Origin of the sequence: Microvirga sp. M2 (genome assembly GCF_047497095.1) — a bacterium.
In the GTDB taxonomy this organism is placed as follows: domain Bacteria; phylum Pseudomonadota; class Alphaproteobacteria; order Rhizobiales; family Beijerinckiaceae; genus Microvirga.
The window spans coordinates 1,445,494-1,466,861 of sequence record NZ_CP134064.1 but is presented as its reverse complement, the minus strand read 5'-3'; the positions used below and the strand labels follow the sequence as shown (position 1 = coordinate 1,466,861).

The following is a 21,368-nucleotide window of genomic DNA, read 5'->3' as shown; positions in this document are numbered from 1 at the left end:
GCAAAGGCCACGCCTCACAGGGGCTCCCCATCGAGATAGCGCTGCAGCGTCGCGCGGGTTCCTTCGCGCCAGAGGCTTCTCAGCGCCGTCTCGAAGGATGCGCGGAAAGAGGGCGCATCCGCGACGTCGCCGAAGATGTCGCGGAGGCTTAAGAATGCGGCGGGATCGTCCTTTGCCGCGAGGGCAGCCGGCGTCAGGCGTGCGGCATTCGGATCGTTGAGCGCGATGGGCGCACCCGCATCGTCGGTGGCCGCGCAGTAACGGCACCACAGCGCCGATTCCAGCGCCAGTCCCGTGACGTCCGCACCGGCCTTCAGACGATCGCGCGTCGACGGCAGAATGAATTTCGGCTGCCGGTTGGAGCCGTCCTGCGCCAGGCGCGGGATCGTGTCGCCGACATCCGGATTGGCGAAGCGCCTTGCGATGAGCTCGTAATAGGCCGTCAGATCGACACCCGGCACCGGCGGCACCTGAGGGATGATCTCCCCGGTCTCGAGCTTGTCGAGAAAGCCGCGGACATGCGGGTCCGCCATGGCATCGTGGACGAAATGAATGCCCAACAGGGCAGCCGGATAGGCGATGGCAGCATGCCCGCCGTTGAGGATGCGCAGCTTCATCAGCTCGAAGGCGCCGACCTCGGACGTGAAGGTGACGCCCACCTCTTCCAGCGCAGGGCGCCCTGCCGTGAAGTTGTCTTCGAGCACCCATTGCCGGAACGGCTCGCAGAAGACGGGCCAGTTGTCCCGGATGCCGAAGGTGTCGCTCAGGATGGCGCGCTCTCTGTCGGTCGTGGCCGGCGTGATGCGGTCGACCATGCTGTTGGGAAACGCCACGCTCTCGCGGATATAGGCCGCGAGAGCCGGATCGACGAGATCGGCGAGGCCCGCCACCGCATCGAGCGTGACATGGCCGTTATGGGGGATGTTGTCGCATGACATCACGGTGAAAGGGACCTGCCCCCGCTCACGGCGGCGCTTGAGTGCGGCCACGAGCACGCCGAACACGCCCTTGGGCGCATCCGGATGCGTCGCGTCGTAGCGGATTTCAGGATGCTCCGGATTGAAGACTCCCGTCGCGGGATCGATGCAGTAGCCGCCCTCCGTGACGGTCAGGGACACGATCCTCAGGGCAGGGCCGTCGAGAGCCGCAACGATCGCGCGGGCATCTTCGCCGACCGGCACGAAATCCACCATGGATCCGGACACCCGCGCCCGGTTGGCTCCGGGCTCCAGCTCCACCACGGTGGTGAGCCAGTCCTGAGGCGCGAGCGCGCGCCGCATGGCTTCATCCCCCGACCGGACGCCGGCTCCCAGCAGAGCCCAATCCAGATCCTTGCCCGCATTGAAGAGATCGTCGAGATAGATCGCCTGATGGGCACGGTGGAAATTTCCCACGCCGATATGCAGGATGCCGGGCGACAAGGCGTCGCGTGCGTAATTCGGCCGGTCGACCGCGGCGGGAAGCGCTCCGAGGGTTGCAAGGCTGAGAGGCTGGCTCATGACAGTTTGACCTGATTGGCGGGGGAGATGGATTGTCTCGTCGGAGCGGGCTCGCGCGCATCGCCCGGCCGGGTATGACCGGTCATGATGTCGACAGCCTTGTCCGCGATGGCGAGCACGGGGGCATTGGTGTTCCCGCTGGGGATCGCCGGCATGATCGAGGCGTCGACGATCCGCAGGCCCGCAACGCCGCGCGTTCGCAGATCCGGGGTCACGACGGCATGCTCGTCGGTCTCGCGGCCCATCCGGCACGTGCCGACGGGATGATAGTTCGTCTTGACCGTCTGCCGGCAATGGGCCGCGAGTGCCTCGTCGGAGTAACGATCGGCTCCGGGGAAGATCTCCCGTCCGATCATGTCTCTGACCGGGCTCGTCGCCAGAACGTCCCGGGCATAGCGCAGTCCCGCGATGGTCAGCCGGAGATCGTCCGGATCCCCGAAGAATTGCGGGTCGACCTGCGGGGCCGCCGAGGGGTCGGCCGATGCGAGCCGAACCGATCCCCGCGCCTTGGGACGCAGCAGGCAAGGATTGAGCGTCACGCCGTGCGTCGGCTCGACGCCGGAGACGTCGCGGTCGAGATAGACGGTCGGAACGCAATAGAGCTGGAGGGTCGGCCGCTCGCTGCCGTCGGGGTCGATGAAGGCGCAGGCCTCCACGCCCGTCGTGGTGACGGCCCCCGACTTGAAGAGCATGTACTGCAACCCGTGGCTCAGCATGGCCAGGCCACGGTCCTGACCGAAATAACCGAAGGCTCCGGTCGTCGTCGCAACGATGGGAACTTCGTGATGATCCTGCAGATTCCGACCGACTCCCGGCAGATCCGCTTTGACCGCGATGTCGTGGCGGGACAGCTCTCCGGCCGGACCGATCCCGGACAGCATCAGGAGCTTCGGCGTCATATAGGTGCCGGCGGCAAGAACCACTTCCGTGTCGGCATAATAGGTTTCCGACCCCGATCGCCCTTTCACCTCCACGCCCGTTGCCCGCCCCTTCTCGATCCGGATGCAGGTTACAACGGTATCCGTCAGGAGGGTCAACTTCGGATTGCTCAGAACGGGCAGGAGGAATGCATCGACCGCGCTGCACCGGCGCTGCGTGGTCCGGTCGATCGTATGCTGCATGAAGCCGACGCCCGCCTGACGCGCGCCGTTGAAATCGGGATTGTAGGGCACTCCTTTCTCCTGCAGCGCCTGCACGAAGGCGCGGCTCATCGCGGAGTGCTGCCCGAGATGGGATACCTTCAGGGGGCCGGTGAGCCCGTGATAGGGCCTGCCGAGGTGATCGTTGCCTTCCTGCTTGATGAAGTAGGGCAGAAGGTCCTCATAGCTCCACCCTGCCCCGCCGAGCGCCGCATCCCAGGCATCATAGTCCTGCACCTGCCCCCGGATATAGACCATGGCGTTGACCGTGCTGCCCCCGCCGAGAACTTTCGCCTGCGGCACAACCGGCGCCCGGCCGCCGAGCTGGGGCTGCGGAACGACCTTGTGCATCGTGAGATAGGTATCCCGTGCGAGAAACTTCATGTAGCCCGCGGGCATCGCAAGAATGCGGCTGGCCCTGCGCGGCCCGGCCTCGATCAGCAGGACCCGGGCACCGTGTTCCGCCACCAGACGGCTGGCGACGACACAACCGGCACTGCCTCCGCCGACGATGATATAGCCGAACCGCTTTAAGGGCATGAGCCTTCCTCGCCAAAGGTTTCAGCTCGCCTTGCGGGTCGGCAATCGGCGCAGGTTGGCCAAAGGATGACGCCGGATGCGCTCGACCGCGAGGCCCTCGGCATCGAACAGATGGCAGGTGACCGGATCGAGCTTGATCGCGATGCGCTCATGCACGCCGGTCGGGATCTCTCCGTCGGCCTGGACGATCACGGTGGGGCCGCCCTGCAGCTGGGTGTAGAGGAACGTCTCACCGCCGAGCCGCTCGACCACCATGACCTCGCCGGTCAACTCCCCCTCTCCCGCCAGATGCATGTGCTCCGGCCGGACGCCGAGGGTCACGGCATCGCCGACCTTTTGGCGGCCGGGACGAACGGGAACCGTCAGACTGGCACCATTGGCGAGTTGAACGGTGGTGCCGGATTCATCAACCGAAGCGACCTTGGCCGGAAGGAAGTTCATCTTCGGACTGCCGATGAATCCCGCAACGAACAGGTTGCGGGGGTGATGATAGAGTTCGAGCGGCGAACCCGCCTGCTCGACGAGGCCCGCTTGAAGCACCACGATCTTGTCGGCCATCGTCATCGCCTCGACCTGATCGTGCGTCACATAGATCATGGTCGCGGCCAGTTCGTCGTGCAGCCGGGCGAGTTCGATGCGCATCTGGACGCGCAAAGCGGCGTCGAGGTTTGATAACGGCTCGTCGAACAGAAAGACCTTCGGCTTGCGCACGATGGCTCTGCCGATGGCCACACGCTGCCTCTGCCCCCCGGAGAGCTCCTTGGGCTTGCGGTCGAGCAACGCGTCGAGGTGCAGGATGCGCGCGGCCTCGGCGACCTTGGCGCGGCGTTCCTCCTTCGAAACGCCGGCGAGCCGGAGCGAGAAACCCATGTTGTCGGCGACGGACATATGGGGGTAGAGCGCATAGGATTGGAACACCATGGCCAATCCGCGCTCCGATGGCGGGACATCGTTGACGCGCTGTCCGTCGATCATCAGGTCGCCGGTGGTGATCTCCTCGAGCCCGGCAATCATCCGCAGGAGCGTGGACTTGCCGCAACCCGACGGACCGACGAAGACGCAGAACTCGCGGTCATCGATGGAGAGGTTGACCCCCTTGATGACCGGCACGTTACCGTAGTTCTTCTGAATGTCCTTGAGCGTGACGGTCGCCATTGCGACTCTCCCTTTTACTTCACGGCGCCGAAGGTCAAGCCGCGCACCAGCTGGCGCTGGCTCATCCAGCCGAACACGAGGATCGGCGCGATGGCGATCGTCGAGGCGGCCGAGAGCTTGGCCCAGAACAGTCCTTCAGGGGCAGAGAACGAGGCAATGAACGTCGTCAGCGGCGCTGCCTCGGAGGTGGTGAGGTTCAAGCTCCAGAACGCCTCGTTCCAGCACAGGATGATCGACAAAAGAGCCGTGGACGCGATACCGGGCAGGGACAGTGGCATCAGGAGCATCCAGACTTCCTGCTTCGGCTTGGCGCCGTCCATTCGCCCTGCTTCGAGGATGTCCTTCGGCACCTCCTTGAAGAAGGTGTACAGCATCCACACCACGATCGGCAGGTTCATGAGCGTATAGACAACGACCAATCCCCAGCGGGTGTCGATCGCGCCGATATCCCGGAACAGCAGGTAGATCGGGATCAGCACGCCCACGGCGGGCATCATCTTGGTGGAGAGCATCCACAGCAGAAGATCCTTGGTCCTCCGGCCCGGGAAGAAAGCCATGGCGTAGGCGGCCGGCACGGCGATCACCGTTGCCAGGAACGTGGCGCCGACCGAAATGATCACGCTGTTGAGGGCGAAGTGAACGTAATCGGCGCGCTCGCGCACGGTGATGTAGTTCTCCAATGTCGGCGTGAAGAAGAGCTTGGGCGGCGTCGCAATCGCTTCGACCTCGGGCTTGAAGCTCGTCAGGACCATCCAGAAGATCGGGAAGAAGATCAATCCGGCGGCGATCCAGCCGACCAGCGTCATGATGAGCCTTTCGCGGGTTCTTGGATGCATGGCCGTGTCCTCAATCGGCAATGTTCTTGGCGATCGACCGGACAAGGAAGATCGCGACGATGTTTGCCAGGATGACGGCGATCACACCCGCGGCCGACGCTCCGCCGACATCGTATTCGCGCAACGCGCGCAGGTAGATCAGGAAGGCAAGATTGGTCGATGCCAGCCCCGGACCGCCCGAAGTGGTGACGTAGATCTCCGCGAAGACCGAGAGCAGGAAGATCGTCTCGATCATGATCACCACGCTGATCGCGCGGCCGAGATGCGGCAGGATGATGAAGAAGAACATCGCGAACGGCCCGGCGCCGTCCATCCGCGCGGCTTCCTTCTGCTCGCCGTCGAGGGATTGGATGGCCGTCAGCAGGATGAGCAACGCGAAGGGGAGCCATTGCCATGCCACGATGATGATCACGGAGGTCAGGGGAAGGCTGCCGAAGAAGTCGATGACGGGCAGGCCCAGGGACCGCGAGAAGAAGGCGAACAACCCGTTGACCGGGTGCATCAGCATGTTCTTCCAGATCAGCGCGCTGACTGTCGGCATGACGAAGAAGGGCGCGATGGCGAGCAGGCGGGCAATGCTGCGGCCGTAGAAGTCCTGATCGAACAGAACGGCGAGCAGCGTCCCGAACCCGACGGTGATGACCAGAACCCAGAAGACCAGAAAGATCGTGTTGGCCATCGCGGTCCAGAGGGACGGATCGGTCAGCAGATAGGTATAGTTCTCGATCCCGGCGAACCCGCCGACCGACGGGTCGAGCAGATTATAGTATTGGAACGAGAACCATAGCGTCATCGCCAGCGGCACGATCATCCATAAGAACAGGACGATGACGGACGGGGCGATCAGGGGAAGGGTTTTGACGTTGCGTTGACTGCGCCTGCCGACGAGGGCCGTCGTCGTCGGGACAGGAGCGGTTGTGGTTGTGCCTACCATCGTACCGACTCACAATTGGAGTGAGCAGCCGGCGAGCCGGAAGGCTCGCCGGTCGCATGGCACCTGACTTACTTTGGATAGCCCGCCTGCTTCATCGTCCGCTCGGTGGAACGTTGCGCATTCTCGAGGGCCTGATCGACCGTTACCTGGCCTGCGAGGGCCGCGGCGATCTGCTGGCCGACGGCCGTGCCGATCCCCTGGAACTCCGGAATCGCCACATACTGGATCCCTATGTAAGGAACGGGATCCTTCGTCGGCTTGGTGATGTCCGCATTGACGATCGACTCATAGACGATCTTCGCGAAGGGGGCGGCCTTCTGGTATTCGGGATTGTCGTAGGTCGACTTGCGCGTCCCGGGCGGGACCGAAACCCAGCCGGCCTCGTTGCCGACCAGCGTGATGTAATCCTTCGACGTCGCCCATTTCAAAAACGACTTGGCAGCGTCCGCCTTCTTCGACGAAGCAGGAACGGCCAGAGCCCATGACCAGAACCAGGCCGAACCGTTGCTGGTGACCTCGATGGGCGCCGGAGCGAAAGCCGTCTTGTCCGCGACCTGGCTTTCCTTCGGATTGTAGATATAGCCCGCGGCCGAAGTGGCATCGACCCACAAGGCGCAGTGTCCGGTCGCGAACAGGGCGCGATTCTCGTTGTGGCCGTTGGCCGTGGCCCCGGGCGGGCCATACTCCCTCATGTTCTTGACGTAATAATTGATCGCATTCTTCCATGGCTCGGTCGTGAGCTGCGGTTCCCATTTCTCATTGAACCAGCGGCCGCCGAACGCATTCACCATGGGACCGATGAAGGCCATGTTCTCGCCCCAACCGGGCTTGCCGCGCTGGCAGAAGCCATACTGCTCCTTGGATTTGTCGGTGAGCTTTGCGGCATATTCGGAGATCTGGTCATAGGTCGGCTTGTCCGCCATCTTGAGACCGGCCTGATCGAACAGGTCCTTCCGGTAGTATGTGAACGAACTTTCGGCATAGAACGGCACGGCATAGAGCTTGCCGTTGGCCGAAAGGGCGCTCTTCACCGTCGGAATGAGGTCGCCATAATCGTAATCGGCGCCCAGATCGTCGAGGGACACCAGCCAGTTCTGCTTGCCCCAGATCGGCGTTTCATAGGAACCGATGGTGATGATGTCGAACTGCCCGCCCTTGGTGGCGATATCGGTCGTCGCCCGCTGACGCAGAACGTTTTCTTCCAGTACGACCCAATTCAACTTGTTGCCGGTCGCCTGCTCCCACTTCGGCGACAATCGCTGCATGATGATCATGTCGGCATTGTTGACGGTAGCAATCGTCAAGGTTTGACCTTGAGCAAAGGCATAACTTGTGCCAGCAACCAAGCAGGCTGCCGACAATAGGGCGATATTCCTGAACTGCATTGCTTCCTCCAAGATTGTGCTTTTTTATTTTATTAATGCTCTCATGACCGATTTTCAGCGTCAATTGCAGCATCTTTCATGCCGAAGCTTGTTTTTATGGGACGATCTCTTGAAGAGTACCTTATTCTTTATAGCCGTTACTTCTGCACACGAGAGGTATTGCTGCCCTTCCCCCATGCCCTAGATAACGGCGCTTTCCATATTTCGAATTTCGGCCCACTCGTCCCCCAGATCGCCTCCGCCAGATCGGCACCCGCAGAACCCGCGCCCGCCTGCGCGGCACGGCATTGAGGACGGGAGACGGTTCGCAACAGAACGGACCGTCCTGCGCAACAGCGTAGAACATCCGACGATCGCGAGAACGCCGCGCGGGTCCGGCTGCCCCGAACGCTCGGATGACCGGACCGGGCTGCAGGTGTCCGCACTTGGTTACCGTGGCGGCTCCGATATCCGACCGGGCTCCTCCCCCGCCACCCGGGATGGATCGAGCGTGAACAGTTCCTGCGGCCGGTTGACCCCTCTCAGGGCATAGCGGCCGACCGAAACGAGGCATTCCTGCTCGGCCGTCGAAGCCGCCGCGAAGAATGTCGAGGAGACGAGAACATCCCTCTCGACGGAGCGACAGAGGGCGGCGATCCGACTCACCTCGTTCACGGCCGGGCCGACCACCGTGAAGTCGAGGCGGTCCTGACTGCCGATATTGCCGTAAAAGACCTCGCCGATGTGAAGGGCCAGATAGGCATCGGCGACCGGCACGTTCGAGATTGCGCGGTCCCGGTTGAGGGCGTGGATTCGGGACCGCATCAATTGCTCGGCGCGAAGAGCGGACCGGCAGGCCAGGATCGGATCCTCTTCCTTGAAGATCGCCAGGGTACCGTCCCCGATCAGCTTCAGCACATCGCCGCCGGCGTCACAGATCGACGAGATGATGGCCTCGGAATAATCGTTCAGGAACGGAATGATCTGCTCCGGATCCGCAGCCTCGGTGATGTGGGTGAAGCTGCGCAGGTCGCTGTACCAGAGAACCGCCTGGATCCGGTCCGTGACGCCGCGGGCAATCCGCCCTTTCAAGACGAGGCGGCCCGCATCACGGCCAAGATAGGTCTCGACGAGCGTCTTGGCGATGCACGCGAGCGAGGCGCATTTCAAGGCCAGCATCAGGGAGGATGCCAATTCGCGGACAAGGAAGATCTGCTCGTCCGTAAAGCCGGAATCGACGTCCGTCGTCCAGGATGAATAGAAGGAATCCATCTCTCCGATGATGCCTTCGGCCTCGAAGCGATGGATCAGGACGAGATAATCCGTCTGCCCCTCTCGCCGCAGATCCGCAAGAACGGAAAAATCCTCCACATGCCCTGGGCCGATCCGCCGCCGCAGAAAATCCTGTCCGCTCGTCAGAAGATGATAATAGGTGCTCCGCCGCCAATTGGTGGCGGCCTCGCCCTCGACGTTGGTGCGACCATACTCGACCACATGATCGAGATCGCCCTGGTCGTCGCGGCGCCAGCGGAAGACGCGCCCTTCGTGGATCGGGTGCAGCGTATCGATGACGATGTTCACCCGCGCGACCGGAAACCCCTCGGCCACAAGGCGATTGCAGAAGCCGTGGAGAAGCTCCAGCTCCGTCATGCCCGTCAGCCCGGCCTCCGTCACCCATCTGGCGGTACCAGAGGCCTGCCTTCTATCCATGGTATCCCTCACGATCACACGAGTTCGCCGCCGGTTGTGGGCCGTCGGCGGAGCAGTCCATCATATCGGCTTCCGATCGATGGGCCACACGCCCTTCCCTCAAGGCGGCGGAAGAAGAACGAGTTCCCCAGTCGCCGAAGCCCGGCGTTTAGCCGGGAACCTAAGCAATCCGTCCGCAAGCCGTGAGGACAATCACATTCCGTTGAGGCGTTTTTGGGATCGCACCGCGACGTCCGGGCAGCCCCGGAAAGTCGGCTCCGGCTGCCCTCTCCGCGTTGGAACATCGTCCCAGGGACTGCGTTCTCCGTCCGATAGCCAGACGCCCCCAAGCGGTTCAGAGAACCTCCGGCCCCAAGGAGGAGACCATGACGAATATTCTGAAATCCCTTGACGAACAGTTCTCGGACAATCTGGAACAGCATGGTCATTACCTGACGGATCCAGAGGCCCGCGACGAGGAGCAATTGGACGTGGCGATCAGCCAACTCGCTCCCTTCGTTCCCGAGGATCGCTGGCCCCAGACCCGGGAAGAACTATTGCGCGTCATCCGCGCCAGCCGGCAACCCCGCTGATCGGACATCGGGCAAGATAGGGTCCGGCGCCCCTGAGCGCCTCGGCATCTCACGGCGATGCGCCAGTTTCGCTCGAACCCGGTGATAGCCGCCGGGTGCTCGACGCCATGGCGGGTTTCTGGTGCGTCACCGCGGGCCATGCACAGCTCCGGATCGTCGAAGTCGAGCAGATCGAACAGGTGGTCAACCGCATTCGCCGTGCTATCAAGCAGACGAACTGACGTTTGCAGACGGCGAATCCGGAGAACGAGACGTGCCACATCACCATGAATTCTACATCGACGGCCAGTGGGTCGTCCCGGCAGGGCAAAATGTCATCGACGTGATCAATCCTGCCACGGAAGAGACGGCCGCAACCATTGCGGCCGGCGGAGCGGTCGACGTGGAACGGGCCGTCGCTGCCGCACGGCGGGCATTCTCGAGCTATGGCCAGACGCGCCGTGGGGAGCGCCTGGACCTGCTTACGACGATCATCGCCGCCTACCGTCGGCGCAGCGATGATCTGGCCGAGGCGATTTCCACCGAGATGGGTGCGCCCCTCGCCTTCGCGCGCGAGCGCCATGTGCCGGCCGGCCTGGGTCATCTTCAGCGCACCGTCGAAGTTCTGAACACCTACGAGTTCGACGAGGCGATCAATGAAACATTGATCACCCGCGAGCCGATCGGCGTCTGCGGGCTGATCACGCCCTGGAACTGGCCCCTGAACCAGATCGCCTGCAAGGTCGGCCCGGCTCTCGCGGCCGGATGCACCATGGTCCTGAAGCCCAGCGAGGTCGCGCCACTCTCGGCATTGATCTTCACTGAGATCCTGCACGAGGCGGGCGTTCCGGCAGGAGTGTTCAATCTCATCAACGGCGACGGGCCTCATGTCGGACAGGCTCTCGCAAGCCATCCGGACGTTGACATGATCTCGTTCACAGGCTCGACCCGGGCCGGAACTCTCGTCGCGAAAGCGGCCGCCGATACGGTCAAGCGCGTTCATCAGGAGCTCGGCGGCAAGTCCCCGAACATCCTGCTCGACGACGCGGATGTGGAAGCCGCCGTCACGCACGCTGTCCGGACCTGCTTTGGCAATAGCGGACAATCATGTAACGCGCCGACCCGGCTTCTCGTACCGCTCGATCGCCAGGACGACGTCGTGGCGATCGCCAGGCGCATCGCCGAGGAGACCGTCGTCGGTAATCCCCGCTCTGCCTCCACTACCATCGGCCCCGTGGTCAGCGAACTCCAGTTCACCCGGATCCAGAGCCTGATCGAGGCTGGAATCGCGGAAGGCGCAACCCTCGTCACGGGAGGGTTGGGACGCCCGGCCGGTTTCGATCGCGGCTATTACGTGCGGCCGACCGTGTTCGCGAACGTGCGTAACGACATGAGCATCGCACGGGAGGAGATCTTCGGTCCGGTGCTGTCGATCCTGCCCTACAAGGACGAGGAGGACGCGATCCGGATCGCCAATGACACCGTCTACGGGCTGTCGAGCTATGTGACCTCGAGCGATCCCGAACGTGCCCGCCGGGTGGCGCGCCGCATTCGGGCCGGCATGGTTCACCTGAACGGCGCGCGCGGCGATAACGCGGCCGCTTTCGGCGGATACAAGCGGTCCGGCAACGGACGTGAATGGGGGCGTTTCGGGTTCGAGGAGTTTCTCGAAACCAAGTCGATGTTCGGATACCTGGCGCAATCGCACTAAGGAATGCACCCGGAGAGCATCGTGCGCAAAAGTGGGAACCGATTTTGCGTGAAAAGATGCTCAGATCAAAATGTCAAAGCGTCGGACGCAAATTCGATGTCACGTCCGACGCCGCAGAGCTGCTTCCACGCAAGAGAAAGCAGCTCATTTTCTATGACGCCCGCGATTTTCGGCGAACCTGATCCGCTTCGCCGAAGAACGATCTCGATGAACGACCTCGATGAACGACCTCATGGGGCACCGGCCGATTTCGGGATCCGGTGCCCCATCATGAAGGTCAAGCGACGAGGAAGCCTGCGCCCACCGGGTCGTTGCGATCGATCACCCAGCGAGCCGTACCAAGGATGCTTGCCGTACCCTTGACGGTAGGGCGGACGGCGCGCGTGCCATTGAGGGTCGTCTCGCCGATCAGGCATCCCTCGAACGTCCCGCTGCCGAGGAGGCCTTCCGACTTGATCGGCTGATCGAGCTTCAGCTGGCCCCTCGCCTCGAACATCGCCATCATGGCGCTGGTTCCCGTGCCGCCCGGCGACCGGTCGAGCTGCCCGGCGGAGAATACGTGCACGTTCTTGTAGAATGCGCCCTCGATCGTGGGCTCGTGCCAGAAGGTCACGAAGTTGAAGTTGTTGATATGCTTCTCGGCGGGATGCTGGATCGCGACCTTCTCGCGCAGCCGCTCGCGGGCGATGATGCCGAGGCGCGAGAGTTCGGATCCGTTGTCCGGAGAGATGCGAAGCGACGTGCCCCGAAGGTCGATGATGCCGAAATAGTTTCCACCCCAGACGATGTCGGCCTTGAGCGGACCGACGCCAGGCAGCTCGAAGGGAACGTCCTGAGCGGCAACATAGGCCGGAACGTTCTCAAACCGCGTCCATTGCACGTCCGGCCCGTCATTGGCGACTTCGGCCACCACGAGGCCGGCCGTCGTCTCAAAGCGGATTGTCGTGCGGCCGTTCTCTCCGCGCCGGACGAGCCCAAGGGAGACCATCGCCATCGCGACCGCAATGGTCCCGTGTCCGCACATGTGCGAATATTGCGTGCCGTCGATATAGATGAGGCCAGCGTCGTAGTCTGGGCTCGAGGGAGGTGTCAGGAAGACGCCGAACATGTCCTTGTGACCACGGGGCTCCCGCATGAGAGCGCAGCGCAGCCAATCATAGTTCTGCTCGAGGAAACGGCGCTTCTCCAGAATATCGGATCCGGCGGGATACGGTATCCCGCTATGGATGATGCACAGAGGTTCCCCTTCCGTGTGGGTGTAGATCACGTCAAAAACGTCTTGCTGGCGCATGATAAGGCTCCTTGTCGCTGCAGCTTCCCTCAGCGGCGCTCCGACAGGACGTCGAGACCGAGAGTGAGATCGAGAATGATGATGACGAGCGCCGCCACCAGGATCGTGATCGCCGATACCGCGGCGATGGTGGGGTCGATCGTGTATTGGACGTAGTTGAACAGCTTGACGGGAATCGTCGTCAGTTCGGCCGTCGTGTTGAAGATGCTCAGCTCCACGTTGATCCACGACGAGATGAAGGCAAAGATCGCCCCGCTGAGAACGCCGCTCCGGATCTGCGGGAACGTGACCAGGAAGAATGTGACGAGGGGCCCGCCTCCAAGATCCGCGGATGCCTCTTCGAGGCTCTGCTGTTCATCGGTGAGCTGAGGCAGCACCGCCCTCAGAACGAACGGCGTGATGATCACGATATGGCCGACCAGCAGTGCCGGGAAATTCCGGGTGAGACCGATTGCGGCTCCATATTGGAGGAGAGCAGCCCCCAGCACGACATGCGGAAGAATGAGGGGCGACATCAGAACGGCGGAAAGAAGCCGCTTGCCCGGAAAGGTGTAACGCGCGATCGCAAGGGCAGACGGCACGGCCAAGAGAACCGCCGCCGCCGTGGCGCAAGCGGCAAGCACGGTGCTCATCGCGAAGGCGGACAAGTAAGACGGATCCGCAATGACCTTGCCGAACCAGGACAGGGTGAGCCCCTGCGGCGGGAACGCAAGGAAACTCGTGGTCGTCAGCGATGATCCGATGATCACCATCAGTGGGAGAACAAGATAGGCCAAGGCCATGAGGGACACGATGCGGACCAGGAGCCTGATGACCATCTCATGCTCCTCTGGTCGTACCGATGCGCCCAGCAACGGCCACGAGAGCAAGGGTGAGAACGAGCATCGTGATGCTCAGCGCTCCGCCATAATTGAAATCGAAGACGGAGCTGTATTGCTGGAATATCAGCATCGAGAAGACCGTGATGCGTCCGCCGCTGAGCAGGGCCGGCGTCACATAGGCGCTGACCGCGAGCATGAAGACCATCACGGCGCCCGCCATCAGACCGGGAAGGCACAACGGGAACGTCACCGTCCAGAATGTCGTCGCCGGCCGAGCTCCCAGATCGGCCGAAGCCTGTTCCAACGAGGGATCCACATCCGCCACGGCATTGCCGACGGCCAGCACGATGAAGGGCAGCAGGATGTAGACCAAGCCGATCACGATTCCGAGCTCGCTTCCGAGGAACCGGACGGGGCGCTCGATGAGGCCCATGGCCTGAAAGCTGTCGTTGACGAGGCCGTTGCGCCCGAGCAGCACCATCCAGCCGAAGGATCTGACGATATTGCTGGTGAACAGAGGAACGATCAGCAAGATGACGCAGACCCGCCGCCAGGGCGCCCAATTGACGATGCGCACCAGATACCAGGCGAGCGGGTAGCCGATCAGGACGCATGCGACGGTCGTCAGCACCCCGATCCGGAAGGTCACCCACAGCACGTCCCAGTGGTACTGATCGAGCAAGATGCGCGTGTAGTTGGCGAGCGTCAGGCTTCCCCTCGAATCCGTGAGGCTGGCGATCGCCACGACGAACATCGGAAAGAGAAAGAACGCCAGGAAAAACAGGGCCGGAATGCCGACAAGCAGGCCGATCGTGCGAGCGGAAGCGGTCATGGCACTATTCCGCGATCAGATGGATGTCGTCGGGTCGGAAGCCCACATGGAGACGGGCTCCTTCCACGACCTCGGCAGGCAATCGGCCGCTGATGCGGCTTGTGATCACCGTGTCGCCAACGCGGGCATTGACGATCAGGTGGCTTCCGACATGAATGACATCCTCGACCACGGCCGTAGCGGTCGAGAGGCCTTCCGCCGGACCATTCGGTACGATGATGACATGCTCGGGACGAAGAACGGCAATGAGACGATCGCCTTTGGGCCGCATCTTCGGCCTGATCGGAAGGGAGCCGACACTCGTCATCAGGCTTCCATCCGGAAGGGTCGAGCAGGGGAGAAGATTGGCCTCTCCAATAAAGTCCGCCACGAAGCGGGTCGCCGGAGCACGATAGATGTCCTCACCGCGTCCCACCTGCTCTATGCGGCCGTTGCTCATGACGACCACCCGGTCCGCCATGGTCAGCGCCTCCTCCTGATCGTGAGTGACGAACACGAAGGTGATGCCGAGCTTTTCCTGGAGGTGCTTAAGCTCGATCTGGACGCGTTTGCGCAACTTGAGATCGAGCGCGCTCAGGGGCTCATCCAGCAAGAGGAGTTTGGGCCGATTGACGATCGCGCGGGCGAGGGCGACACGCTGCTGCTGTCCGCCAGAGAGCTGGCGTGGAAAACGATCCCCGAAGCCGGACAATCCAACCAGATCGAGGGCTTCGCCGGCTTGCGAGAGCGCATCCTTCTTATCGATCCCCTTCCGGCGAGGCCCGTACGCCACATTGTCGGCAACGGACATATGGGGGAACAGCGCGTAATTCTGAAAGACCGTGTTCAACGGCCGCCGGTAAGGAGGAAGCCGCGTGACGTCCTCTCCCGCAATCCGAATGGATCCATCGTCCGGCGTCAGAAAACCTGCGATGCACCGCAGGAGAGTCGTCTTGCCGCATCCCGACGGGCCGAGCAAGGCAATGAACTCGCCTAGCCCGATCTCAAGATTGATGTCCGACAGGGCCGCATGCCCCCCAAAGCGCTTCGAAAGCATCGCGATGTTCAACAATGGAGCGGTCATGACGAACTCTGTACCCTGACTCTAGGAGCGGCCGTTACTTGCGCGCGATCTCGCGGTTCCAAGTGTCGACGATCTTGCTCCGCTGTTCGTTGATCTGCATCCAGTCGAAGAGCTTCAGGTTCTCGACCGAGCCCTTCTCGCCCCACGGCAGTTTTCGCGCCACATCGGCCTTGACTTCGACGCCTTTCACCGACGGGCCGAGATAGAGCTTCTCGGCGAGGCATACCGAAGCCTCTCGGGCCAGAGCCTGGTTGATGAACTTTTGGGCTGCTTCCTTCTTGGTCGTGCCCTTCACCAGGTGAAGCCTGGCGTCGGTCGCCCAGACACCCTCCTTCGGCACGACGAAGCCGATCGGCAGCCCCTTGTCGGCCATATCCCAGGCGCCGACGCTGAAGTGTGCGCCGATGACCGCCTCACCGCTCTGGAAGGCGTTGGTGGCGGCCCCGGAAGAGTCGAAGAACAGGGCGGCCTTAAGGTCCTTGATCTTCTTGAACGTGTCAGAGAGATCGCCGGCCGGTCCATTCCACATCTGCGAGAGGAACATCACGAAGGGCACGCCCGCGGAGTTCGACGGAGACGGAATCGTCACCGTGTCCTCGAACTCCTTCTTCCAAAGGTCATTCCAGGAGGTGGGCGCCTCCTTCACCTCCTTCGTGTTGTAAGTGAGGCCGAGGGAGTAATAGCCGGTGCCGACCGCATAGGTCGTCGAGCCCGACTTGTAGACGGCTTGAGGAAGAGCATTCGAGAGATTGCCGATCGCGCCGGCATCGAGGTTATCGACCACGTCGGCGGCAAGAGCGAGTTCGCTGATGCCTCCATCCATCCACGCGACATCGATGGTGGGAGCCCCCTTCTGCTGCTGAAGCTTGGACAGGGTCACCGTCGAGGTTCCGATCTCCGCATTGACGCCGATCCCGGTCGCCTTGGTGAAGGGCTCGGCGACACAGGCACGGAAGGCGTCGCCCCAGTTGCCTCCGTACCAAGCCACCGTGATGGATTGGGATTGCGCGAAGGCAGGCTGGCCCAATGCGGTGGAGCAAAGAGCGACTGTTGCAAGATATCGACTGAGTTTCATGATCAACTCCTCTGGGAATGCCTTTTGCAGCTTTTCTGGTTGCGCCGAGATTGACCCAGGATGCCGTCGTTCACTAGAAAGATCCGGTCCAGCAATTGAATATTTCCGACATGGCCGATGATGCATACGAGATAACGTGTCGATCGCCATCCAAGGCGAATCCGGGTGGCTCGAGCGAGCCGCGGTTACGCGTCGGGTTCATATTGCTTCACCAATTCACGCTCGCTGCATTCTCAGGTTTCATCGATGCGCTGCGCTTGGCGGCGGATCACGGAGGCCGCAGTCGCCAGGTTCATGCGGCCTGGAAGGTCATGAGTCTCGGCGGACTGCCCCGCCGGTCAAGCTGCGGTGTGGAGGTTCATCCCAGCAGCGATCTCGTCGACCCGGCATCGTTCGATTACATCGCCGTATGCGGCGGAAACGACTATCTCAACGTGAAGATTCCGGAGACTTTGCTGGACTATCTCCGAGAGGCGGCGGCAAACGGTGTCCGCCTCGTCGGGATCTGCACGGGAACTTTCCTCATTGCCCAGGCCAGGCTCGTCGGCGATCGCAAAGTATGCGTGCACTGGAACGTCCTTGATGCCTTTCGAGAGCGCTTTCCACGAATCAAGGCGGTCGTGGATCGCTTGTTTATCGACGAGGGCGATCTGATCACCTGTGCTGGATCGACGGCAGCGATTGATCTCGGTCTCTACCTCATTACGCGGCATTGCGGGCGCGACAAGGCTCAACAGGCAGTGCGCCACATGATGTTGCAGGACATCAGGCCCGCCGCGATGCCGCAGGCACACTTCTATGCCAATCTCGACGGGATCCATGACGTTCGTGTGCGACAGGCGGCCCAGTTCATCGAGCAACGCCTCGATACGCCGCCTTCCATCGATGCCATTGCCCGCTACGTGGGCATCGGCAGCCGTCAGCTGGAAAGGATTTTTCATTCCGCACTGGGAGTTGGCCCCGCGGCCTTCCAGCGAAGCCTCAGGCTGGAATATGGACGCTGGCTTCTCAGAAACAGCTCCCGCACGATCACGGAAGTCGCCATCGATACCGGCTTTGCCGATGGCGCGCATTTTTCCAGAGATTTCAAGTCTGCCTTCGGCTGCTCGCCACGGGAGTTCAGGCAAAACGGCACGATCTGAGAAGCTGCACGCAGTCCCCCGATGGCCATTGAGCTGATTCCCCTCAAGGGAAATCGGCTATTTCCTTTAGCGTATCGTGCGAAAAGGTGGACCTGGTCGTTCGAAGCAAGCGATACACTGTTCTCTAGGAAGAGCATCGGACATGAGAGCATTCGGGCTTCAGGCGATCGCTCGTGCCGGGAGATTTCTGTCCTGCCCGTTGGACGGAACTCTTTCATGATCCGCAATGAATGCCGCTATGGCATCGCGGGACATCGGCTTGGCGATAAAATAGCCTTGGGCTTGTGAGGCGCCGGCGAGGCGCAAGGCATTGAGTTGCTCTTCCGTTTCGACACCTTCGGCCGTCGTGCTCATCTTGAGATCGTTCGCAAGGCCGATCGTCGCTTTGATGATCGCGCGGCTATCCGGCGAGCCCGTCATACCACGCACGAACGACTGATCGATCTTGATTTTATCGAAGGGAAAGCTTCTCAGATAGCTCATGGATGCATAGCCGGTGCCGAAGTCATCGAGCGCGATCGAAACCCCAAGGGCCTTAAGTCGCTTGAGTGTCGCGGTTGCCTCCTCGGTGAGTTTAACCGATTCCGTAATCTCCAGAACCAAGCGGCGCGCCGGCATGCCGGACGCTGCCAAGGCCTTCTTGACGCTGGCGAAAACGTCTCGACGCTTGAACTGCACCGGGGAGAGATTGATCGCGACCTTCAGGGGAAGATCCCAGGTCATGGCCGCCGAGCAGGCCTCATCGAGGATCCAGTCACCGATCGAGCCGATGAGTCCCGATTCTTCAGCTGTCGGGATGAACTCGAGAGGCGTGACCATTCCTTTCACCGGGTGGTTCCAGCGCACCAGGGCTTCACAGCCCCAAATCCGATTTGTCGCCAGATCAAGGATCGGTTGATAGAACAACACGAATTCCTTGTTTTCATGAGCGCTCCTCAGCGCTCCCTCAAGGGCGCGACGCTCTGCCCGAGAATCTTTTATGCCCGGGTCGTAGAACCGATAATTGCTGTCGGTATCGGACTTCGCCGCATAGAGGGCGATATCGGCGGACCTCATGAGCTCGGTCGAGGTCTTGCCGTCGGAGGGCGCCACCGCAACACCAATGGCAAGTGCTGCCTCGACCTCCGTGTTGCCGGCTGTGCACGGAACCCTCATGGCAGCCTGGATGGCCGTGATGAGATCCACGACCTGCTGCCGGCCCACCAATGGCCTTTGAATGACGGCGAACTCATCGCCGCCGATACGAGCGACGAAATCACTCTTTCTGAGACGCCCCCGCAGGCGCCGCGCCACGGTTTGGATGACCTCGTCCCCCACCGCATGGCCATGATTGTCATTGATGTCCTTGAACCGCTCGAGATCGAGAAAGTGCAACGCGAAACCCGTGCCGGATCTGTGGGAGGTCAGGAACATCCGCTTCAGTTCCTCGGCGAAGAGAAGCCTGTTGGGAAGCCGCGTCAGGACATCATGGCGCGAGAGGTAGCTCTCGCTCGCGGCCCTGAGGATACCGGTCTTGACATGCCTCAAGCCCAACAGGCTCGTCGTGTCGATGGCGATGTCCATGAGATAGGCGATGAACCTGATCAAGCGAGCTTCAAGGCGCCGTCCGGCCATGATCTCCGACACGGCTCGGCTGACGGCTATGCCCCCCGAATAATGGGCAAGGGGATGAAGAGCGATCAATTGCTCCTTCCCGTCAATCCAGCTGGAATCGCGGATGAGCGTCGGGCTGTTCTTCGCAATCATTCGGTGCAGAGGGGTGTCGGGCCTCCAAATCCTGCGCCCGAGCGCTCTCTCGGGCTTTGGACTATGAAGCAGTATGATACCGTCGCGCCTGTAGAAGGTCGCGGCCAATGAGCGCGTCTTGAGACGCTTCTCGTAAATTCCCTCGAGATGGTCGAGGTCGATCATGGATACGATGATGCCGAGGAAATTTCCTTCAGCGTCTTTGATCTTCAGGGCAAGGGAAAAGATCTTTCTGCCGGTCGCCGGGATCCTTCTGGGCTCGCTGAGATACGATATCAGTGACGGATCCGTCGAGAGATCCTGGTAGTAGGACGTATCGGTCAGATAAATCGGATCCGACATCGGGTGTGGGTTCGATGTCCCGACGATACGACCCCGGGCATTGACGAGATCGATGCGGATGATCTGGGAAAGGGAGTGGGCCGCCCCTACCAGGACGGCCTTCGTCGCTTGCGACGCGGCGAACCCATCGAACTCGTTTGCGGTGAGGCAGGTTTGCGGAATTCGGCCGGCGACGTCGCGCAGAACGCTCTCGATGGATTGGAGAAAGCCATCCGTCTGCTCCTGAAGGGCGAGCGCGAGGCTGGACAGATCCCCCTCGGCTCTTGCCAGATCGTCACCGTACCCACGCACGAAAAGGACGGCCGCGCCGAGGACTGCAGCAGCTGCGGCGAAGAGGCTAAGCGAAAGGATCAAATACGCTGACACAGTGAAGTACCGGCTCGGCTCTTCAGGACGATCTTCTCCAGCATGCACGCAGAGTTGTCGTTATTTCGTTAATCCAGCCGTTGAAACCGCAGATCGGGTCCCGGGCACAAATGTCTCGGGTTCTGAACAGGGCTGTGCGACCCTCACCAGAGACCTGCCGCGGCTCACGCGTGGACGAGGAGCGAAACGACATCGTCTGGAAGGGGAGGCAAGGTCAAGGAGGAGCCGGGGCTGAGGCTGTGCCATTGGCCCGCCGCGCGACTTCCGACCAAGCTATACAAATCCTGCCGAATGCTTCATCTCTTAACTATATCCCGTTTCACAAGCATCTTCCCGGAAGTCGCGACTTGATCCCAATGGCTGGACTTAATGCGCAAAAAGCAGCACACGTCCTGAGGACCAATCAATCGGACGAGCCTTGCTCCTACCGGACTATCACCTGCGTCAGAGGAAGGCCCATGGTGGTCGCTTACGTTATTGTGGGGCTCATCGGTGCGTTGATCACGGCCCCGATCCTCTGGCAGCTTTACGGCCCTCTCGCGGCACTCCTTGGAGCACCGTTGGGAGCGAGCCTGCTGGTCCTGGTCGTGGCCTTTCTGGTGGCCTTGCGATCCGACCGCCGCAGCCATGACGGGAGCGGCGATGAATCATAGGCCCGGTTCGGGGCCTCGGGCCATCGATCCGGTCACGCACAATTCGCAGGGGCAACATCATCCTGAAGTTCGGCAGCCTGCCATCCCTTGGCAGAGGCGGAGCAGCGCGCACGAGATCATCACGGAGAGTTGAGCGTGACGCCTCACAGAACTTCTGGTTTATCTCCCTGAATGCAGAAATTCGTTTTCCTGGCCGCCGCCATCGTCGCCGAGGTCATCGCCACCACGGCCTTGCGAGCCTCTCAAGGATTCACTCGGTTTGTCCCGTCGGCGATTGTGGTGGTTGGCTATGGAGTGGCCTTCTATTTCCTCTCGCTCACATTGAAGGTGATGCCGATCGGCATTGCGTATGCGATCTGGTCGGGATTGGGGATCGTGCTGATTTCGGCGATGGCCTGGGCGCTGTATGGACAGAAGCTCGACCTGCCTGCCGTCATTGGCATGGCCCTGATTGTGGCCGGGGTAGTGGTCATCAATCTTCTGTCGAAATCTGCGGCCCAATGAAGGCTGCCCGATCGGCATTCCTCTTCGCTGTGAGCGGCCCTCGCGTCCATCCTCAAGCGCCATCGACGGGAACCAAGGCGCGGACGACAGAATT

The 21,368-nt window shown here is 61.6% G+C and carries 20 protein-coding genes; 7 read left to right on the top strand and 13 right to left on the bottom strand.

Annotated elements, in window-relative coordinates:
* Positions 1-14: 14 nt before the first annotated feature.
* The 7 genes from RE429_RS26425 to RE429_RS26395 form a co-directional block, all read right to left on the bottom strand.
* Entirely contained in the window at positions 15-1,499 is a 1,485-nt protein-coding gene (locus tag RE429_RS26425; protein WP_414474687.1) for a mannitol dehydrogenase family protein, read from the bottom strand.
* Complete coding sequence (locus RE429_RS26420; RefSeq protein ID WP_414474686.1) at positions 1,496-3,178, bottom strand: GMC family oxidoreductase; 1,683 nt, start codon at positions 3,176-3,178, stop codon at positions 1,496-1,498. Before RE429_RS26420 ends, RE429_RS26425 begins: the two co-directional genes overlap by 4 nt.
* A gap of 21 nt (positions 3,179-3,199) precedes the next feature.
* Entirely contained in the window at positions 3,200-4,333 is a 1,134-nt protein-coding gene (locus RE429_RS26415; RefSeq protein WP_414474685.1) for an ABC transporter ATP-binding protein, read from the bottom strand.
* Between the two features lie 14 nt (positions 4,334-4,347).
* Positions 4,348-5,169 carry a carbohydrate ABC transporter permease gene (locus RE429_RS26410; protein ID WP_414474684.1) on the bottom strand — a complete coding sequence of 274 codons (822 nt, stop codon included), beginning with the start codon at positions 5,167-5,169 and terminating at the stop codon, positions 4,348-4,350.
* 10 nt (positions 5,170-5,179) lie between these two features.
* Positions 5,180-6,103, bottom strand: coding sequence for a carbohydrate ABC transporter permease (locus RE429_RS26405; protein ID WP_414474683.1), 924 nt, complete (start codon positions 6,101-6,103; stop codon positions 5,180-5,182).
* Between the two features lie 68 nt (positions 6,104-6,171).
* Positions 6,172-7,488 carry an ABC transporter substrate-binding protein gene (locus tag RE429_RS26400; protein WP_414474682.1) on the bottom strand — a complete coding sequence of 439 codons (1,317 nt, stop codon included), beginning with the start codon at positions 7,486-7,488 and terminating at the stop codon, positions 6,172-6,174.
* 429 nt (positions 7,489-7,917) lie between these two features.
* Entirely contained in the window at positions 7,918-9,177 is a 1,260-nt protein-coding gene (locus RE429_RS26395; RefSeq protein WP_414474681.1) for an adenylate/guanylate cyclase domain-containing protein, read from the bottom strand.
* Positions 9,178-9,542: 365 nt separating this feature from the next.
* On the opposite strand from RE429_RS26395, the gene RE429_RS26390 reads away from it, so the two are divergent.
* The 3 genes from RE429_RS26390 (at position 9,543) to RE429_RS26380 (ending at position 11,439) form a co-directional block, all read left to right on the top strand.
* Positions 9,543-9,749, top strand: coding sequence for a hypothetical protein (locus RE429_RS26390; RefSeq protein WP_414474680.1), 207 nt, complete (start codon positions 9,543-9,545; stop codon positions 9,747-9,749).
* Positions 9,750-9,844: 95 nt separating this feature from the next.
* Positions 9,845-9,970 carry a hypothetical protein gene (locus RE429_RS26385; RefSeq protein ID WP_414474679.1) on the top strand — a complete coding sequence of 42 codons (126 nt, stop codon included), beginning with the start codon at positions 9,845-9,847 and terminating at the stop codon, positions 9,968-9,970.
* Between the two features lie 32 nt (positions 9,971-10,002).
* On the top strand, positions 10,003-11,439 hold the full coding sequence (locus RE429_RS26380) for an aldehyde dehydrogenase family protein (RefSeq protein WP_414474678.1): 1,437 nt from the start codon (positions 10,003-10,005) through the stop codon (positions 11,437-11,439).
* A 277-nt stretch (positions 11,440-11,716) separates the two neighbouring features.
* On the opposite strand, the gene RE429_RS26375 is transcribed toward RE429_RS26380, so the two are convergent.
* Genes RE429_RS26375 through RE429_RS26355 form a run of 5 tightly spaced genes read right to left on the bottom strand, consistent with a single transcriptional unit; the run spans position 11,717 to position 16,521 of the window.
* Positions 11,717-12,730, bottom strand: a complete 1,014-nt coding sequence (locus tag RE429_RS26375) for a proline racemase family protein (RefSeq protein ID WP_414474677.1) — start codon at positions 12,728-12,730, stop codon at positions 11,717-11,719.
* A gap of 29 nt (positions 12,731-12,759) precedes the next feature.
* Positions 12,760-13,548, bottom strand: a complete 789-nt coding sequence (locus tag RE429_RS26370) for an ABC transporter permease (protein ID WP_414474676.1) — start codon at positions 13,546-13,548, stop codon at positions 12,760-12,762.
* 1 nt (position 13,549) lies between these two features.
* The gene (locus RE429_RS26365) at positions 13,550-14,383 is read right to left on the bottom strand and encodes an ABC transporter permease (protein ID WP_414474675.1); all 834 of its coding nucleotides are present in this window, start codon (positions 14,381-14,383) and stop codon (positions 13,550-13,552) included.
* A gap of 4 nt (positions 14,384-14,387) precedes the next feature.
* On the bottom strand, positions 14,388-15,446 hold the full coding sequence (locus RE429_RS26360; RefSeq protein WP_414474674.1) for an ABC transporter ATP-binding protein: 1,059 nt from the start codon (positions 15,444-15,446) through the stop codon (positions 14,388-14,390).
* A gap of 34 nt (positions 15,447-15,480) precedes the next feature.
* Positions 15,481-16,521 (bottom strand): ABC transporter substrate-binding protein, encoded by a 1,041-nt coding sequence (locus RE429_RS26355; RefSeq protein WP_414474673.1) that lies wholly within the window; start codon positions 16,519-16,521, stop codon positions 15,481-15,483.
* A gap of 95 nt (positions 16,522-16,616) precedes the next feature.
* On the opposite strand from RE429_RS26355, the gene RE429_RS26350 reads away from it, so the two are divergent.
* The gene (locus tag RE429_RS26350; RefSeq protein WP_414474672.1) at positions 16,617-17,663 is read left to right on the top strand and encodes a GlxA family transcriptional regulator; all 1,047 of its coding nucleotides are present in this window, start codon (positions 16,617-16,619) and stop codon (positions 17,661-17,663) included.
* Between the two features lie 159 nt (positions 17,664-17,822).
* Here the strand turns inward: RE429_RS26350 and RE429_RS26345 are convergent, their stop codons facing one another.
* Positions 17,823-19,946, bottom strand: a complete 2,124-nt coding sequence (locus RE429_RS26345) for a putative bifunctional diguanylate cyclase/phosphodiesterase (RefSeq protein ID WP_414475946.1) — start codon at positions 19,944-19,946, stop codon at positions 17,823-17,825.
* Here RE429_RS26345 and RE429_RS26340 point away from each other — a divergent pair.
* From RE429_RS26340 to RE429_RS26330, 3 genes are all read left to right on the top strand, one after another.
* Positions 19,827-20,114: a hypothetical protein gene (locus RE429_RS26340; RefSeq protein ID WP_414475976.1), complete on the top strand. Its 288-nt coding sequence runs from the start codon at positions 19,827-19,829 to the stop codon at positions 20,112-20,114. The two genes, RE429_RS26345 and RE429_RS26340, sit on opposite strands and share 120 nt — an antisense overlap.
* A 461-nt stretch (positions 20,115-20,575) precedes the next feature.
* A complete protein-coding gene (locus RE429_RS26335) occupies positions 20,576-20,770 on the top strand; it encodes a hypothetical protein (RefSeq protein ID WP_414474671.1) in 195 nt (64 codons plus the stop codon).
* Positions 20,771-20,941: 171 nt separating this feature from the next.
* Positions 20,942-21,274, top strand: a complete 333-nt coding sequence (locus RE429_RS26330; RefSeq protein WP_414474670.1) for an SMR family transporter — start codon at positions 20,942-20,944, stop codon at positions 21,272-21,274.
* The last annotated feature ends 94 nt before the right edge of the window (positions 21,275-21,368 follow it).